This window comes from Gloeocapsopsis sp. IPPAS B-1203, assembly GCF_002749975.1.
Taxonomy (GTDB): Bacteria; Cyanobacteriota; Cyanobacteriia; order Cyanobacteriales; family Chroococcidiopsidaceae; genus Gloeocapsopsis.
This window is the reverse complement of record NZ_PEIG01000002.1, coordinates 138466-153065: the sequence shown is the minus strand read 5'-3', so window position 1 is coordinate 153065 and position 14600 is coordinate 138466. Positions and strand designations below refer to the sequence as shown.

The 14600-nt window shown below is 41.6% G+C and carries 18 protein-coding genes; 11 read left to right on the top strand and 7 right to left on the bottom strand.

Annotation, left to right across the window (positions count from 1 at the left end; genetic code table 11):
- Positions 1-973 precede the first annotated feature (973 nt).
- Complete coding sequence (locus tag CSQ79_RS04040; protein ID WP_289500492.1) at positions 974-2602, top strand: right-handed parallel beta-helix repeat-containing protein; 1629 nt, start codon at positions 974-976, stop codon at positions 2600-2602.
- A 68-nt stretch (positions 2603-2670) separates the two neighbouring features.
- Here the strand turns inward: CSQ79_RS04040 and CSQ79_RS27380 are convergent, their stop codons facing one another.
- Positions 2671-2799 (bottom strand): hypothetical protein, encoded by a 129-nt coding sequence (locus CSQ79_RS27380; protein WP_289500491.1) that lies wholly within the window; start codon positions 2797-2799, stop codon positions 2671-2673.
- A 785-nt stretch (positions 2800-3584) separates the two neighbouring features.
- On the opposite strand from CSQ79_RS27380, the gene CSQ79_RS04030 reads away from it, so the two are divergent.
- Both CSQ79_RS04030 and CSQ79_RS04025 read left to right on the top strand, forming a co-directional pair.
- Positions 3585-5276, top strand: coding sequence for a right-handed parallel beta-helix repeat-containing protein (locus CSQ79_RS04030; protein ID WP_289500490.1), 1692 nt, complete (start codon positions 3585-3587; stop codon positions 5274-5276).
- A gap of 217 nt (positions 5277-5493) precedes the next feature.
- A complete protein-coding gene (locus CSQ79_RS04025) occupies positions 5494-5997 on the top strand; it encodes a GNAT family N-acetyltransferase (RefSeq protein ID WP_099699915.1) in 504 nt (167 codons plus the stop codon).
- Here CSQ79_RS04025 and CSQ79_RS04020 read toward each other — a convergent pair.
- From CSQ79_RS04020 to ndhC, 3 genes are read right to left on the bottom strand one after another with little or no spacing between them, the layout of a single operon-like run.
- The gene (locus CSQ79_RS04020; protein ID WP_099699914.1) at positions 5994-6527 is read right to left on the bottom strand and encodes an NAD(P)H-quinone oxidoreductase subunit J; all 534 of its coding nucleotides are present in this window, start codon (positions 6525-6527) and stop codon (positions 5994-5996) included. The genes CSQ79_RS04025 and CSQ79_RS04020 overlap by 4 nt on opposite strands.
- Positions 6520-7266 (bottom strand): NADH dehydrogenase subunit K, encoded by a 747-nt coding sequence (locus CSQ79_RS04015; RefSeq protein WP_289500488.1) that lies wholly within the window; start codon positions 7264-7266, stop codon positions 6520-6522. Before CSQ79_RS04015 ends, CSQ79_RS04020 begins: the two co-directional genes overlap by 8 nt.
- The gene (ndhC, locus tag CSQ79_RS04010) at positions 7263-7625 is read right to left on the bottom strand and encodes a photosynthetic/respiratory NAD(P)H-quinone oxidoreductase subunit C (RefSeq protein WP_099699912.1); all 363 of its coding nucleotides are present in this window, start codon (positions 7623-7625) and stop codon (positions 7263-7265) included. The genes CSQ79_RS04015 and ndhC overlap by 4 nt, the downstream gene beginning before the upstream one ends.
- A 198-nt stretch (positions 7626-7823) precedes the next feature.
- Between ndhC and CSQ79_RS04005 the strand changes: the two genes are divergently transcribed.
- The 6 genes from CSQ79_RS04005 to CSQ79_RS03980 all read left to right on the top strand — a co-directional run bounded on the left by CSQ79_RS04005 (position 7824) and on the right by CSQ79_RS03980 (position 10269).
- Positions 7824-8159 (top strand): rubredoxin, encoded by a 336-nt coding sequence (locus CSQ79_RS04005; RefSeq protein WP_099699911.1) that lies wholly within the window; start codon positions 7824-7826, stop codon positions 8157-8159.
- Between the two features lie 184 nt (positions 8160-8343).
- Complete coding sequence (locus CSQ79_RS04000) at positions 8344-9345, top strand: photosynthesis system II assembly factor Ycf48 (RefSeq protein ID WP_099699910.1); 1002 nt, start codon at positions 8344-8346, stop codon at positions 9343-9345.
- Positions 9346-9559: 214 nt separating this feature from the next.
- A complete protein-coding gene (gene psbE, locus CSQ79_RS03995; protein ID WP_099699909.1) occupies positions 9560-9814 on the top strand; it encodes a cytochrome b559 subunit alpha in 255 nt (84 codons plus the stop codon).
- Positions 9815-9823: 9 nt separating this feature from the next.
- On the top strand, positions 9824-9955 hold the full coding sequence (gene psbF / locus CSQ79_RS03990; protein WP_099699908.1) for a cytochrome b559 subunit beta: 132 nt from the start codon (positions 9824-9826) through the stop codon (positions 9953-9955).
- Positions 9956-9964: 9 nt separating this feature from the next.
- On the top strand, positions 9965-10090 hold the full coding sequence (gene psbL, locus CSQ79_RS03985) for a photosystem II reaction center protein PsbL (protein ID WP_099699907.1): 126 nt from the start codon (positions 9965-9967) through the stop codon (positions 10088-10090).
- A 59-nt stretch (positions 10091-10149) separates the two neighbouring features.
- A complete protein-coding gene (locus tag CSQ79_RS03980; protein WP_099699906.1) occupies positions 10150-10269 on the top strand; it encodes a photosystem II reaction center protein J in 120 nt (39 codons plus the stop codon).
- 220 nt (positions 10270-10489) lie between these two features.
- Here CSQ79_RS03980 and psaI read toward each other — a convergent pair whose 3' ends face one another.
- Entirely contained in the window at positions 10490-10609 is a 120-nt protein-coding gene (gene psaI, locus CSQ79_RS03975) for a photosystem I reaction center subunit VIII (RefSeq protein WP_099700283.1), read from the bottom strand.
- Between the two features lie 568 nt (positions 10610-11177).
- On the opposite strand from psaI, the gene CSQ79_RS03970 reads away from it, so the two are divergent.
- Positions 11178-11912, top strand: a complete 735-nt coding sequence (locus CSQ79_RS03970) for a metallophosphoesterase family protein (RefSeq protein ID WP_099699905.1) — start codon at positions 11178-11180, stop codon at positions 11910-11912.
- Between the two features lie 6 nt (positions 11913-11918).
- Here CSQ79_RS03970 and CSQ79_RS03965 read toward each other — a convergent pair whose 3' ends face one another.
- Complete coding sequence (locus CSQ79_RS03965; protein WP_099699904.1) at positions 11919-12770, bottom strand: M48 family metallopeptidase; 852 nt, start codon at positions 12768-12770, stop codon at positions 11919-11921.
- 293 nt (positions 12771-13063) lie between these two features.
- Between CSQ79_RS03965 and CSQ79_RS03960 the strand changes: the two genes are divergently transcribed.
- A complete protein-coding gene (locus CSQ79_RS03960; RefSeq protein WP_099699903.1) occupies positions 13064-13588 on the top strand; it encodes a DUF4330 domain-containing protein in 525 nt (174 codons plus the stop codon).
- Between the two features lie 30 nt (positions 13589-13618).
- Here the strand turns inward: CSQ79_RS03960 and CSQ79_RS03955 are convergent, their stop codons facing one another.
- The gene (locus tag CSQ79_RS03955; protein ID WP_099699902.1) at positions 13619-14548 is read right to left on the bottom strand and encodes an alpha/beta fold hydrolase; all 930 of its coding nucleotides are present in this window, start codon (positions 14546-14548) and stop codon (positions 13619-13621) included.
- Between the last annotated feature and the right edge of the window lie 52 nt (positions 14549-14600).

Here is a 14600-nt window from a genome sequence, read left to right as displayed (position 1 = left end):
TTTGCTGTGGGAGAATATCCTAGCTCATATAATTAAGTTTTTTCTCTATAGCTTAAAAAAGTTTAAAAAGTATAACGATCGCTATCTTATTCTACTAAGTGCTGCTACGCCATAATCTACATTTCAAAACAGAAATCTATACTTTTATTAATATTATTTTTTATAGTTTATATCTGAATTGTTCTGGTTGCCTGTTTCTTTGCAATTGTCTCTAAAGCTTTGACCTAGCCATTATTGGGTTCATAACATAACATCATTTTGCTTCAGTATATACACTGAAATTCAAATAATTGCAAACAAAATATAACTAAAAATTTTTCAGTAAAATTACGCTTGAATGTGTTCTTTAAGCAGCGTAATCTTTTTTCGATAAGTTTGATTGTGTAATTCTGTTATATCTCAAAATTTTGAAATGTCAGCAAAGGAGGCAAATTAATTTTTGTTTTGAATTTAATGAACAAATACCTACTGCAAGAATACAATTCTCCACTGCGCAACCTTGCATTTGTAGGGAAAATTCAGGTCTATAAATTGTCTTTAATGTAGATACTGGCTACCTGATATGCTAAGTATCTTGGGCAAGAACTTTCACAAATTTGGACTGTAGATCTACTTTTTGCACAACTTTTCTCAACTTTAGATAAGAGCAGTTCAAAATCATTCCAAAAAGTAAGCTTACCTTCTGCTCTTCGCTAACATACTACGAAACTTAAAAAGCCTTGTTCATGCAGCAATAGCTGTAAATTTTCTGCTGGATGTTGCTTTGTGCTACCTCTTCATCAACAACCAGCAATTAAATCAGCAATGAGGAAACTTGACAGCAAGTGAACGAATTTAGGCTTGCGAAAATAGCCACTTTACTGACTTTACATAACACTTCCATCAAAAGTCACTATGGAGAGCAATGATGAACAGTCAATGTAATAACCACTTTTCTTTACATATGCTAGCCAAACTTGCATTGGCAGTTTTAATGACAACTCCATTCGCAGTACCGCAAACAGCAACAGCCGCGATCAACATTAAAAGAACAAATTATGGTATCCCTAATGGAGCGTTTTTTGTCTCACCAACAGGTCAACCTGGTAATTCAGGCAGATCCGCAAACTCTCCGTGGCCTGTCAGTAAAGCGATCGCTTCAGCACCGAGTGGCGCAACAATTGTCTTTCGTGGCGGGACATACCGTAACGCGCGACTGCCCTTGAACAAGCGCTTCACATTACAAGCCTATCCCAATGAGCAACCCTGGCTCAAAGGTAGTACTATCATTACTGGTTGGGTAAAAGAAGGTAACATCTGGCGCAAAGATGGTTGGAATTACTCGTTTCCACCGAATCAACAAGCGCGTGCAGTTGACCCCAAGCATCCCATAGCAGGCTATCGCGATATGGTCTACATCAATGGCGTCCCCCTCAAGCAAGTTGGGAACAAAACCCGAGTTGGACCTGGTACATTCTACGTTGATCCTCGCAATAAGAAGCTGTATGTCGGTAGTAACCCGAATAGCAAAACTGTCGAAGCCACCACACAAGCGGAAGGCATTATCGTCTGGAATAACTCAGCTGCAGGTTCAGTGGTGCGGGGACTGGGCTTGGCACATTATGCCGATCAAGCAATCAAGATTGGTACATCTGGCGTCACAGTGGAGAACACGACGATGGCGCGGAATGCGATGGAAGGTGTCACTGTTAAATCACCCAACGTCAAACTGCGCGGGAACAACATCAGCTACAACGGTCGCAAAGGAGTTGGTGCTTCCTATGCCCATCGTCTACTGTTGGAAAACAATGTGATTAGCTACAACAACTTGGAGAACTTCTCGACTTCTTGGAGTGCCAGCGGTGTCAAAATTCTCTGGAGTGATGGTGTGGTAGTGCGGGGTAACACTGTTGCCAATAACAAATCAATGGGACTGTGGGCTGACGAGTCTAGTAGCAATATTACCTTTGTCAATAACGTGGCGCGCAATAACATCATTGGCATCTACTTTGAAATCTCGCACAAGGCAATCATTGCCTCGAATGTCGTTCACAACAACAGCACAGCCGGCATCATGGTTCTCAATGCTTCTGCTGCACGGATTTACAACAACACCCTTGCCCGCAACCATGCTAATCTTTTGGTTCAGGATACCTCACGTAGAAACACCAAAGCTAAGGAAATATCGAAAGGGATCACATGGACAACGCGCAACACAGTTGTCAAGAACAACATTTTCTGGAACTCGAATGGTCCAATGTTTTATGCTCCTGGCTGTGCAGTAAAACAGGCGTCACGGTTAATGATTCCGGCAACTAATAACAATGCTTACTATCGGCGCGCTGCTAATCGTCCCGTTAATCTCATTTGGGGGCTGAGTGGCAATCAATGCTCTCGAAGTTTCACTTCCTTGGCAAGTTTCCGGTCAACCACAGGTCTAGAAGGCAACAGTCTTGATGTGGTTAACTCTAACGATCCGTTCTTTGTTAATGCTGGTGCAAACAACTTTCGACTCAAATCGGGTAGTCCAGCGATGGGACGCGGAGAGCCGCTTCCTGCTGATATTGCTAATGCTGTTGGTGTCTCTGCTGGTAGAAAAGTCAATCTTGGTGCATTGCGATAAGAAAGTATTGCTTGACAGCTAATGCTATTTATATGTCATTGGTTGAAGAGCTTGGCATTTTTCAGAACTTAATACGGCTGTAGTTCGTAGGCGATCGCTCTGAAGGTACTATGACTTGAATCTTCTAGCGCATCCACTTTTGCTTTGCATAAAGCGATCGCCCGTCTTTTTACTATGCGTATTATTAATGTTCTCATTCTCGTTTATTCATTTACAACGAGTTAAATGAAACAACTTCTGTTAAAGATGAAAAAAACGTTTTTTCTGCTATTACTGACATATTTAAAAGAATATAGTCAACTCAGTTTATACGGCAGATTATCAACTTTTACTAGTGGATTTACTGATTAGCTAACTTATAAAATTTATAACTTTTAATTTTTCGGTAAGATTACACTTGAATTTCAACTTTAAACAGTGTATGCTCTTTCTTTGTGCTACGTGGATTTGTAAAAAAGAAAACTTTGTAACTAAGAAGTGAGGAGGTTACTTTTTTAATGCACGAGTCTGTGTTTAGATGTTTACTTTTAGTTTGCAGTTATTTAATAGTAGCAAAAAACTGAAAGAAAAATGGTAATGTATAGACTATAAGTCGCCTTGATTTCTGAAAAGTTCCTGCGTTTAGGTACCAATTAATCAGTTAATTTCTTTCTGTATCCTAGCTTGCTTTCTCTAGCTATCAACTACAGAAAGTAAATATTTTACTACCCAAAAAAGCACAAGTTGCCAACCCTTCAGCAAGTAGTTTTAGAGATCTTGCCTTTCAAATTTCACGATTCAGAACTGATTGCAGCTTTTACTGCATGAAGCATATTGTTGAGCGAAATTTTGATGGCTCCAAATATCGAGATGACATATCTGTGCAGCAATCGCAGTGGAATTTCTGCTGCAACAGCAATGAAGAGAGATAACAGCAAAAGTGACTCAAGCTTGCAAAGCAAAGTTGTAAACCACTTTGAGCACATAACCCATATGGAGAGCAATGATGAACAGTCAATGTAATAACCACTTTTCTTTACTCTTGCTATCACAGGTGATGCTAGCAGCATTGACCTCGGTACCACAGATAGCAACAGCCGCTACAATCAACATCAAAAACACGAGTTATGCCATTCCTAATGGAGCGTTTTTCGTCTCACCAACAGGTCAACCTGGTAATTCAGGCAGATCCGCAAACTCTCCGTGGCCTGTTAGTCAAGCGATCGCCTCGGCACCGAGTGGCGCAACAATTGTCTTTCGTGGCGGGACATACCGTAACGCGCGACTGCCCTTGAACAAGCGCTTCACATTACAAGCCTATCCCAATGAGCAACCCTGGCTCAAAGGTAGCACTGTGGTTGACGGCTGGGTGTCTGAAGGTAACATCTGGCGCAAAGATGGTTGGAATTACTCGTTTCCACCGAATCAACAAGCGCGTGCAGTTGACCCTAAGCATCCCATAGCAGGCTATCGCGATATGGTCTACATCAATGGTGTCGCCCTCAAGCAAGTTGGGAACAAAACCCAAGTTGGACCTGGTACATTCTACGTTGATCCTCGCAATAAGAAGCTGTATGTCGGTAGTAACCCGAATAGCAAAACTGTCGAAGCCACCACGCAAGTAGAAGGTATTGTTATGTGGAACAGTAGTACCGCAGGTTCAGTGGTGCGGGGACTGGGCTTGGCACATTATGCAGATCAAGCAATCAAGATTGGTACATCTGGCGTCACAGTGGAGAACACGACGATGGCGTGGAATGCGATGGAAGGTGTTACTGTTCAATCACCCAACGTCAAACTGCACGGGAACAACATCAGCTACAACGGTCGCAAAGGAGTTGGTGCTTCCTATGCCCATCGTCTACTGTTGGAAAACAATGTGATTAGCTACAACAACTTGGAGAACTTCTCGACTTCTTGGAGTGCCAGCGGTGTCAAAATTCTCTGGAGTGATGGTGTGGTAGTGCGGGGTAACACTGTTGCCAATAACAAATCAATGGGACTGTGGGCTGACGAGTCTAGTAGCAATATTACCTTTGTCAATAACGTGGCGCGCAATAACATCATTGGCATCTACTTTGAAATCTCGCACAAGGCAATCATTGCCTCAAATGTCGTTCACAACAACAGCACAGCCGGCATCATGGTTCTCAATGCTTCTGCTGCACGGATTTACAACAACACCCTTGCCCGCAACCATGCCAATCTTTTGGTTCAGGAAACATCGCGTAATAATGCGAAATCTAAGGAAATATCGAAAGGAATTACCTGGGTTACACGCAACACAGTTGTCAAGAACAACATTTTCTGGAACTCGAATGGTCCAATGTTTTATGCTCCTGGCTGTGCAGTGAAAGAACCATCAAGTTTGATGGTTCCAACAACCAATAATAACGCTTACTACCGTACTTCTCCTACCCAACCTGTTAATCTCATTTGGGGGTTAAGTGGCAACCAATGCTCTCAAAATTTCACTTCCTTGGCAAGTTTCCGGTCAACCACAGGTTTAGAAGGCAACAGTCTTGATGTTGTTAACTCTAACGATCCGTTCTTTGTTAATGCTGGTGCAAACGACTTTCGGCTCAAATCGGGTAGTCCAGCGATGGGACGCGGAGAGCCGCTTCCTACTGATATTGCTAATGCTGTTGGTGTCTCTGCTGGTAGCACAGTCAATTTAGGAGCACTCAAATACTAACAGTAGAGTAAGTGGGTAAAATTAAAGGTAGTAATTGGTCAATGGTCAGCGCTCAACAGAAAGTCAACAATTAACCATTAACCGAAACAAAAAGTGTAATACGTAAATTATGCCCACCTACTTGTCATGAGATAATTAATGTCACTCAACATAGACAACAGAATCTCAATTAGCTGCACTTTTGCTTATAAAAATTTGTAGTTAAATTAGGAGTGTGATGAAAGCTGTATATCAATTTCAGATTCGCAACTGGCAACCAAGCGATCGCACTCCTGTTACTAACCTGATTCGCTCGGTTCTTGCCGAGTATGATCTTGATTTTGAGCCTGCGGCAGCAGATTGTGATGTTGTAGAGGTCGAAAAGTACTATCTCACAACAGGAGGCGAGTTCTGGGTAATTCAACAAGACGATCAATTAGTTGGTACAGGTGGGTACTACCCTGTGATGCGTGGCGAGAAAGCGGTAGAGATCCGAAAAATGTATTTGTTACCTCATGTCCGAGGGTTAGGATTAGGAAAATACTTGTTACAACAATTAGAACAAGCGATCGCATCACGTGGCTTTAAGCAGATTTGGGTTGAAACTGCAAGCGTTTTAACTACCGCTGTCAAGCTGTATGAGCATAGTGGATATCAACCAGCAAGCGGAGTAGAAACAGCACGGTGCGATCGCGTTTATGTCAAGCGATTGACAAATTATGCTCTAGATTCTAGCTATTAGTAGGCATCCTGCAATTCGTAGAATTCAGGTGAAATATAGTCTTTTCTCAATGGCCAACCCACCCAGTCTTCTGGCATGAGGATACGTTTGAGATTGGGATGTCCTTCGTAAATAATCCCGAACATATCGTAAGACTCTCGCTCTTGCCAGTCAGCAGTCTTCCAAATCCAATAAACCGAAGGAACTCTAGGATTTTCCCTTGGTAAAAAGACTTTCAACCGCACTTCTTCTGGGCGATCGGCATCATCACTGACTTTAATCAAGTGATAAGCACTCACCAAATCTTGCCCAGGTCCAGAATCGTAGGCAAACTGACACTGCAAATAATTAAACCCGTAAGCGTATAAAGCTGTAGCGATTGGTAATAGATAATCACTTTCTACCTTAATCATCTCTACACCCAAATGGTCTGCTTCCAGCGATTCATGCTCGAAACCATTTTCAGCTAACCATTGAGAAATCTTACCAGCTTCTACTATCTGCGTTGCTTCTTGATCAACTGGCTCTGATTTTTCTGCATCTTCAGCCACGGCTAACCTCCTCCTTTTCTACTGCCTGAAGTGCGGGTGGTACAGGCATTCCAATCGCTTCAGTCAACTCTTTTGGTGCTGCATTGCGAGTTTCTGAAAGTAGGTACTGACCTGTAAGTACTGGCGCAACACTTTTCATACTATGAGTTGTACTATAGTAGCGATGCGTTTGCTTAACCTGACTCCGCTCTTGAATTGATTCGTTAGCAATTTTTTTACGTAGCTTAATAATCGCGTCCATAATTGCTTCTGGACGAGGCGGACAGCCAGGTAAATAGACATCGACAGGAATTAATTTATCTACACCACGTACTGCCGTTGGTGAATCGACGCTAAACATGCCGCCTGTGATTGTGCAAGCACCCATTGCGATCACATATTTTGGATCGGGCATTTGCTCATAAAGACGCACAAGCTGCGGTGCCATTTTCATTGTGATCGTTCCTGCAGTAATAATTAAGTCAGCTTGTCGCGGACTAGAACGCGGAACTAATCCAAAGCGGTCGAAATCAAATCTTGAGCCAATCAGTGCGGCAAACTCAATAAAGCAACAAGCTGTCCCAAATAACAAAGGATACAAACTCGATAGCTTTGCCCAATTGTAGAGGTCATCAACTGTTGTGAGAATGACGTTTTCTGAGAGATCTTGCGTAACTGTAGGGCGCTCAATGGGATTGAGGATCTTCTCTTTTTGTTGATCCCACCCATCATTCGCTTGTGTGATGTTAGTTGGATTCATGACCATTCTAAGGCTCCTTTGCGCCAGGCATAGACAAGGGCAACAACAAGAATTGCAATAAAAATGAGAGCTTCAACAAACGCTAAAAGCCCTAGTCGATGAAAGGCAACTGCCCAGGGATACAAAAAGACTGTTTCCACATCAAAGATCACGAAAACCAGGGCAAACATGTAGTAGCGAATGTTGAATTGTATCCAGGCTCCACCAATAGGTTCTACACCTGATTCATAGGTAGTGCGTCGTTCTGGACCACCACCACTTGGTCGTAGTAGTTTAGATGCAGAGAGTGCAAGTGCAGGCACCAGACTACAGACTAACAAAAAGCCTAAAAGGTACTCGTAACCACTGAGGACAAACACAATAGTTGATGTAAATAATTTTGTTACTTACTTTTACATTATATATGTCTTGTGGTTACAGAGTCTGGCAAAAGTTAACACAGACTGATTTAACTAATTCAGCTTGATAGCCGAAAACAATAAATAAGCTGAAATTGTGTCATAATTTTTAACGTAGATTTAAGAATTGCCCTGACATTATCCACTTTGTCTTTTGCTATGAGCGAATCAGTTGTAGAAAGCCAAGGACTAGATCGCTATGAGTGTCGCGTCTGTGGCTACGTTTATGAACCGACAAAGGGAGATAGCAAGGAAGAAGTTCCTGCTGGCACACCTTTTACAGAACTAGCATCTTCTTGGCGGTGTCCGGTTTGTGGTGCAAGGACTTCCCAGTTTGAGAACATTGGTCCGGTTGGAAAAGCCTCCGGCTTTGACTCAAATCTTAACTATGGTCTTGGTGTAAACAAGCTCACACCAGCACAAAAAAACCTTTTGATTTTTGGTGGTTTAGCTGTTGGTTTTTTGCTGTTTATGAGTCTTTACGGGTTAAAATAATTCCCGCTTATTGATTCAGAGTCGTCAGGAATTAGAGATTAAGACATTAGGCGTTTTGCGCTGTATGTCTAAACATAAACTTTGATTGTCTTGGTGGGCTTGTAACCCATCAGTAAAGAATTTCTCTCTTTCCTTGACTTTTTTCCTCAATTCATTCTTTTTATCACAAGACATACAGATACTAATGCGTTCACTATCTGAAAATTGGCAACGAGTCGTTATTTTATTAGCAGTTTTTTTGTTGTGTATTGGGTGTAGCAATACTCCCTCTGTTAGTAATAATCCTTGGAAAGTTATTACTTTACCTACAGAGTCTAACCTTCAAGACATTGCCTTTACAGATAATAATCACGGCTGGCTTGTCGGTAGTAAAGCAACACTTTTAGAGACAACTGACGGCGGAGAAACTTGGCAGCCGATCGCTCTAGATTTAGGAGAACAAAACTATCTTTTCTCTTCAGTTAGTTTTACAGGACAGGAAGGTTGGATTGTAGGAGAACCTGCACTTTTGCTACACACAACCGATGGAGGTAAATCTTGGGAGCAAATTCCGCTGAGTGAAAAGCTTCCTGGTAATCCCAACACAGTAGTTGCTTTGGGCGCTAACTCAGCAGAGATGACGACTGATGTCGGCGCGATCTATCGCACGACAGACAGCGGTAGAACTTGGAAAGCTATGGTACAAGAGGCTGTAGGAATAGTCCGCAACATTGCTCGCGCAGCAGATGGTAGCTATTTAGCAGTTTCTGCCAAAGGAAATTTTTATTCAATTTGGAAGCCAGGACAAGAAGCTTGGGAGGGACATAACCGCAATAGTTCTCGGCGCGTACAGAACATGGGTTTTGCACCAGATGGACGCCTGTGGATGTTAGCGCGGGGCGGTCAAGTACAGTTCAGTAAACAGGATAATCTTAACGAATGGGAAGAAGCTAAATACCCTGAATTTTCTACTAGCTGGGGTTTGCTTGATTTAGCCTACCGTACTCCAGAGGAAATTTGGGTAGCTGGAGGCAGTGGCAATTTACTATGTAGTTTTGATGGTGGTAAAACTTGGCAAAAAGATCGTGATGTGGAAAGTGTTCCTTCTAACCTTTACAAAATAGTTTTTCTGTCACCAAAAAAAGGGTTTATTGTTGGTCAAAGAGGTATTTTGCTCAAGTATCAAGAATCTAGTGCAACTGCATAAAATGATTGACTGATTCACTTGATGAAAATTTTCTCAAAATACTAACAAAACTGAATTATCTATTAGAAAGGTATCTTTTTTGATCTTTCTCTGTCACGGGAGGAATTTTCTAAGCAATGCTACCTAACAAGAGAAAATTATCATGAGTTAGGTACTTTTTCATGAAGTTTCATAGGATAATTTAGTCATAAGAGTTATCGTAGGAGGACACAAAATGTCAGGCTCAACAGGAGAGCGTCCATTTTCGGATATCATTACCAGTGTACGGTACTGGGTAATTCACAGCATCACCATTCCAGCTTTATTTATTGCTGGTTGGCTGTTTGTTAGTACAGGTCTGGCTTATGATGTTTTTGGTACACCTAGACCTAATGAGTATTATCCCCAAGAACGGCAAGAATTGCCTATCGTCGACGACCGCTATCAAGCAAAACAAGAGATTAGACAATTTACCAATAGCAACGATTAATTCAAAATCATGACTAGTAATACTAATCAACCAATTCAGTATCCAATTTTTACCGTAAGATGGCTGGCAGTTCACACCCTAGCTGTACCAACAATCTTCTTTTTGGGTGCGATCGCCGCTATGCAGTTTATTCAACGTTAGGAGGAACCTATGCCCCCCGAAAGAACACCCAATCCTAATAATCAACCGGTTGAATTAAATCGCACTTCTCTCTATCTCGGTTTACTATTAGTTTTCGTTCTCGGTATACTGTTTTCTAGTTATTTCTTTAACTAGTTGGGACAGTTACGGTTAATTGCCAATGTAAGTTGTCATCGCTCAAGGAGAATTAAGCTGTGTCTGGAAGTGGAAGAATTCCTTTGTGGATTATTGCAACAGTTGCTGGCTTGGGTGTAATTACGATTGTGGGAACTTTCTTTTATGGTTCCTATACTCATTTAGGCTCTTCTTTGTAGAGCAACACTCACGACCAACAGCCACGTTATAAAAATGTGATTTATGTGGCACATTTAAAAGAAAACCGCTTATCTCAAAACGATAGGCGGTTTTTTGATGTTAAATTAAAACGTCGTAATTATATCAAATCCAGTGAATTACTTACAATTAAAGTAATGAGTGACTAGTTGCTAATCACTCAATCATAGCCTGGTTATTCAACCGGAGTGATATTAGTGATTAGATTCCTGAAGGATCTTCGCGTTCAATGTAAAGCAATAACAGCGCCATACCTACAGCAGGAAATACCAAACCAGTAAGTGGAACTAAAAGTGAGGGCAGAAAAGATGCTGAAAACATAACAAATCCTATTAAAATGCAAGTCATGATTGAGAATGAATTTACTGCAAATTTTTACAGTTTTGCTAAAATCTCAAAATTTTTAACAAATTTTGAAGTTATTCACTAAAATTACGTCAATTTTTTTCAATAAACTTAATTTTATTTAATTATTCTTTATATTCTAGGCAGAGTCAACATTCGACTGCTGCCAATTAAACTTATGACTTAACAAAATAGTGATTATCCTGGCATAGGCGATCGCAAAAAGTCGTTTAACAGTATGTCTTAACTATTTCATCAAGCGACAACCGTAAATTTAGGTAGGTAAGTAAACATTACCTGATAATTCCAGTGTTTTCTCTCATTTAAGCTGTAGTGAGATTAATAGATAATAAGACTGTGCTGAAAATAGATGAGTCAAAGATTATACGCAAACTTCAATAAATTACTGATAAAACTTTAAATTTAGATTCCTAGAAATCACTAGAATAAAAGTATATCTACTCAAGACTGCCACGTATTTATTTCATGAGTCGCGGCAGAAGCTGTATTTAAACTAAGTTAATTTTTTTTACGGGGTTATCGCATGAGCGAAGCAAGCCACCGTCGCATTGTCATAGGAGATATCCACGGTCACTATGACGGTTTAATCAAACTACTAGAAGCGATCGCCCCAGGAACCAGCGACGAAGTATATTTTTTGGGGGACTTAATTGATCGAGGGCCACAAAGTGCCCTCGTTGTTGATTTCGTTAAGCAATCTTACCCTTGCTTGCTAGGAAATCACGAACAGATGTTGCTGAACGTCTTGAGCGATCGTGCTTCGTATCATATGAAGCACGCGTGGCTTCAGAGTGGAGGTAATGCAACATTAAATAGCTATCAGGACTGTACAATCCCTCAAAGTCATTGGGAATGGATGCAAAGCTTACCAATGTACTTAGACTTAGGAGATATTTGGTTAGTTCACGCTGGAGTTAATCCTAAAATTCCATTAGAAAAACAAACAGCAGAACAGTTCTGCTGGGTACGCGATGAATTTCACAGTATATCTGAACCCTACTTTCCTGATAAATTGATTATCACTGGACACACGATTACTTTTACCTTACCTGGCGTCAACTCTGGTGAAATTGCCCAAGGAAGAGGTTGGTTGGACATTGACACCGGCGCATATCATCGTAAAAGTGGCTGGTTAACCGGGTTAGACATCACAAACAGCTTAGTCTATCAAGTGAATGTGTTTCGCAACGCATTGCGTACTTTACCATTAGCAGAAATTGTAGCGACAGTTAATCCAGCCGAGGTAGCACGTTCTTAAGCACAACTACAATAATGGTCGAATTCTGGCTCGGTAAGCAGCGGAATCTAAGCCATCTCCAACATTTGCAGCTTGAGTGTCAATTGCACTTCGTAACCGCGTAATGCGATCGCCTGTTCCTGGGTGAGTACTTAAAAAAGTAGGAATTGATCTGCCATTTTGCCTAAGTAGTTTTTCCATAAAAGCTACTGTAGCAGATGGTGCATAACCAGCACGTCTTGAGTTGACTAATCCACGCTGATCGGCTTCAAACTCATCTTCGCGACTATTAGGACGCCGTAATGCCAAATCGACGCCAATTTGGACAGCACGGTTACGATCTAAGCCAGCAACCGAAGCAACACCACTAGCAATCGCTGTTTGACGCATTTGTTGAATAGCATGACGACTAGCAATATGACCAATTTCATGTGCCATCACGCTGGCGAGTTGAGCTTCATTCTCAGCGAGTCGAATTAAACCAGTATTGAGATAAACAAAGCCACCCATTGTGGCAAAAGCATTAATGCCATTGTCATCAACAACTTGGAAGGTATAAGGAATTCCACTGCGATCGCTTGCCGGAACTAAACGCTGACCAATTTGATTAATATAGCGATTGACATCTGAATTGCGGTAGAGGCGAACTTCTCGACTCACAAGTTGTTGGTTGATTTGTTTTCCTAATTGAACTTCCTGAGAGTCAGAAATATTCGACAGTTGAATGATTTGAACTCCGCGAATCAGGAGATCAAAAATCGAAAAAGCTTGTGATACTGCTGGCGTACCCAACCACAGCGCCAGTACCACAAGTATTGACAATAGCGGATAAATCAAACGACGTCGGAAACGATAAAAAATAAAAGAGAAATTAAACATACTCCGTTGCTGAAAAAAACTAGATAAACAGGTATATGGCATCCAACACACTTTGCGAACACCCGCCAAGAAATTTCTACTCAGTATTCGAGTAGAGGACGCTGCCCATAATGGGAATGACTAAAACATGAGACGGTTTTATTTATCTATATGTTGCAATAGCAATAATTAGTGTGAGCCTTACCAATAAACCATTACCCGTTACCACTACCAAGTAACACAATTTGAAACCAACCCTTACATCCAACAAAAGACGTGATAAGCTGGGCGACGGTGGTTAACTTTTAAGAATCATGGCGATTTTGGATTCTAAAGGACGCTTGTTTGGCAAGCTTAGTATTCTCGACTTAGGGGCAGCTTTAGTAATCCTCCTAGTTATTGTTGGCATCTTTTTCTTTCCTGGTACTTCCGGTTCTGTGGCTCAAGTTGGAGTGACAACAAAACCAATCGAAGTTGACTTAATTGTTCGCGGCTTAAACGTTCGCGATCCGCAACAAATCTATAGCGAAGGCTTGAAAGAAGGCGGTAAAACCAATATTATTATCCGCAACCAGCCTTACGGTCAGATTGAAGTGAAGTCGGTCAAGCAATTACCCAGAACTCTGCTTGTACCTCAGCCTGATGGTTCGATCAGAGAAATGTCCGATCCTAGAGCAAATCAATTCAACACAGACATGCTGTTGACCCTCAATGGCAAAGCGCAAATTACCAGTACAGGACCAGTTTTAGGTAATAGCAAGCTAAAAATTGGGATGCCTGTTGAACTTGAAGGCTTTAACTACAACTTCAACGCCACGGTAATTGACGTGCGGACATGAACTTAAGAGGGGTTAGGGAAGCTTGGTAAGCTAACTTCTGGCTTCTATCTCCTTTTGTTCTGTTTCCTGAGTGAGAACAGTTAAAAAACGTCGGATCAGACCGATAGTAACTGCGGGTAGTTCTAGTTGTGGTGTCAGCCCTACATTATCTAAGGGTTGAAACACGCGAATTGCTTGTGGATTCATGGCAGCAAATCGGCGTCCAATTTCTGGACCTGTAAATTGTGACTTTTGACCCCAAATAATTGCTGTCGGAACACTGAGTTGAGGAACATAGAGCGACAAATCAAAACAGAGATCGCCACGAACAAATGAAAGGGCGGCATATTCGGCATTTGGCTGCTGCGCAGATTCTAGATAAGCTTCGACAATTTCTTGATAAATGCGGTTGGCGCTGGCAAATTGACGTTGCTCTAAAAAATTACGAATGCCGTTACTAGTGGCAATTCCGGCACTATAAAGCAAGCGATCCAGAATGGGAGTACTAACTAACTGTGCAAAAAAGCTGCGCGAATAGTTTTCTCCAAAATCTGATAATCCAGCAGGAGTTGTCAGAATCAGGGATTTAAATAACTCTGGACGCGCGATCGCTAAACGCATGGTAAACGCTGCTGTTAACGAAGAGGCAATCACACTAACAGGGCGATCGCCAGTTTGTTCTAGAAATTCTGTAATTGTCGTCAGATAGTCATCAATTGTGTAATTACGGGCAGGATGCTCCGAACGACCCCAACCAATTAAATCAGGTGCAACGACACGATATTCTGCTGCAAATGCCGGATAAACTTTTGACCACTCATAAGCAGAAGAACCGCCACCAAAACCGTGTAAAAATACTAATTTTTCTCGATTGTCATCTTCAGTTGTCTGACGCCAAGGCGCATCACTTGCAGTGTAGTAAACCATTCTGCCAAGTGAAGTCAGCACCGATTGCTGCTCAAAACCGAGTGGCAGAAACATAACTTTTTCTCCAGCAATTGAGTACTTCTTCTTCTATGATGCGCGGTTCTGG